This is a genomic window from Aquabacterium sp. (assembly GCF_004297345.1).
In the GTDB taxonomy this organism is placed as follows: domain Bacteria; phylum Pseudomonadota; class Gammaproteobacteria; order Burkholderiales; family Burkholderiaceae_C; genus Aquabacterium.
Window position 1 is genome coordinate 1 of the sequence record NZ_SCTN01000590.1, and the last position, 1941, is coordinate 1941.

Below are 1941 nucleotides of genomic sequence, written 5' to 3' on the forward strand. Positions count from 1 at the left end.
GTCAGCATCCCACGATTCTCTTTGTGGGATGCTCTGATTCCAGGCTCGTGCCCTACATGCTCACAGGCACTGGGCCTGGCGAGCTGTTCATCGTTCGCAATGTCGGGGCCTTGGTGCCGCCTTATAACGGCTTGCACGGCCTGCACGGCACGGCTGCTGCTATTGAGTACGCGGTATTGAACCTGCATGTCAGCCACATCATCGTGTGCGGGCATTCCCATTGCGGCGCCATGAAGGCCTTGTACGAAGAGATATCGCCCGAGGCCAAGAACCTTCAAGCCTGGCTGGACCTGGCCCGTGAGGCGGTATTGCCCGTGCAGGTATCCGAAGAGGCCTTGCGACGCACCGAGCAACGCTCTATCGTGCTGCAGCTGGAACGCCTCATGGACTATCCGATGGTGCGTGAGCGTGTTGAAAAACGCCAGATCTCTCTGCATGGATGGCACTACGTCATCGAAGAGGGCGAGGTGTATGTGTTTGATGTCAAGTCAGGCAGCTTTGTGCCTGCCACACACGCCGAACACAGCGGGACGGGGCCTTATCACGATGTCGATCCCGATAACGGTTCGATCTTCAATGAGGTCGATGCGTCCTGGTATCAGGGGCGTTGATGCGTCAATCTGGTGCCGTTCCTGTCGTCCGAAATGCGTAGCTCTATTACCCTAGTAGATCTGTTGGCCATATTTGCGCCTTGTCAAATCCATGCTTACAGCGGGTGCCCAGAATGAACTCAGGTTCATGGGAATTCGAGGGGAAATATGATGGGTTCGCGCAGACTGAATGTGGTGTCCTACCTGGGTAGTCAGGCCTTGTTCAAGGACATGTCCGCGCCTGAATTGGCGCGTATCGCTGCGGCTTCGTCCGTGCGCAGGTTGTCGCGTGGGGAGGAAATGTTCCATGCCGGCCAGGTGTGCGAGGGCCTGTACTTCGTGATTGACGGCATGATCAAGCTGTATGCCAAGGCACCGAGCGGGCAGGAGAAGGTCATTGAGGTCATTGGCTCGGGCGGTTGCGTCTCGGAAGCACTGATGTTCAGCGAGGGTGCTCACAGTGTGAACGCCGGTGTGCTGATGGATGTTCAACTGCTGGTTGTGCCCAAGGATGTGCTGGTCAACGAGATCGAGCACAACGCCGGGTTGGCCATGCGCCTGCTGACAGGCCTGTCCAGGCGGATGAACGGTCTGGTCAAGGACATCGAGGCCGTGACCTTGCACTCAGGCGTCAAAAGGGTAGTGGATTACCTGCTGCATTCGCCTGTCGTGGGTGATGTGCGTGATGCCGAGAAGGACCTGACGGTGTCTCTGCCTGCCAGCAAGGGCACGATCGCCTCGCTGCTGTCGGTGACGCCCGAGCATTTCTCTCGCATCCTGCACGATTTGCAGGCGCAGGGGTTGATCGAGGTGGAGCGTCGGCATATCCACATTCGCGACGCGCACGGCCTGGCTCAATTCTCTTGAGTCAGTGGTCCCGGGAGGGACTAGTCACGAAGAACGATGCGGGGCCTGAGGGCCCCGTTTCTTGAACCGCTTCAAGGAAATGTCTCGGGGCAAGCCCTAGGCTCATACGGTCCCTTGACAATAAGGAGAATGGCATGACCCAGGGCAAGCAAGGCGGCTTCACCAAGCAAGCCGCCCGCAATATCTTTTACGGCGGTACGGTATTTTTCGTACTCGTGTTCGCCGGCATTGTGTTCGACACGGAACAGAAAATCCCCAAACGCTCCAATTCCGAGAACATCACGGAAGCCGTGGTCCGCGGCAAGCATTTATGGGAGACGCGCAACTGCATTGGTTGCCACACCTTGTTGGGCGAGGGCGCTTACTTCGCACCTGAACTGGGTAACGTCTACAAGCGCCGCGGCCCTGAGTTCATCAAGGCCTGGATCAAAGGGCAGCCAACGGGCGCACCGGGGCGTCGCCAGATGCCGCAGTTCAACTTCAG

General features: G+C 58.0%; 3 protein-coding genes. All 3 read left to right on the top strand.

Going from position 1 to position 1941, the window contains the following annotated elements; genetic code table 11:
• Positions 1 to 611, top strand: a 611-nt coding sequence (locus tag EPO09_RS21805; protein ID WP_290646660.1) for a carbonic anhydrase, incomplete at its 5' end; no start/stop codon positions are given.
• Positions 612 to 758: 147 nt separating this feature from the next.
• A complete protein-coding gene (locus EPO09_RS21810) occupies positions 759 to 1457 on the top strand; it encodes a Crp/Fnr family transcriptional regulator (protein ID WP_290646662.1) in 699 nt (232 codons plus the stop codon).
• A 134-nt stretch (positions 1458 to 1591) separates the two neighbouring features.
• A partial coding sequence (locus tag EPO09_RS21815) for a c-type cytochrome (RefSeq protein WP_290646663.1) occupies positions 1592 to 1941 on the top strand: 350 nt, incomplete at its 3' end.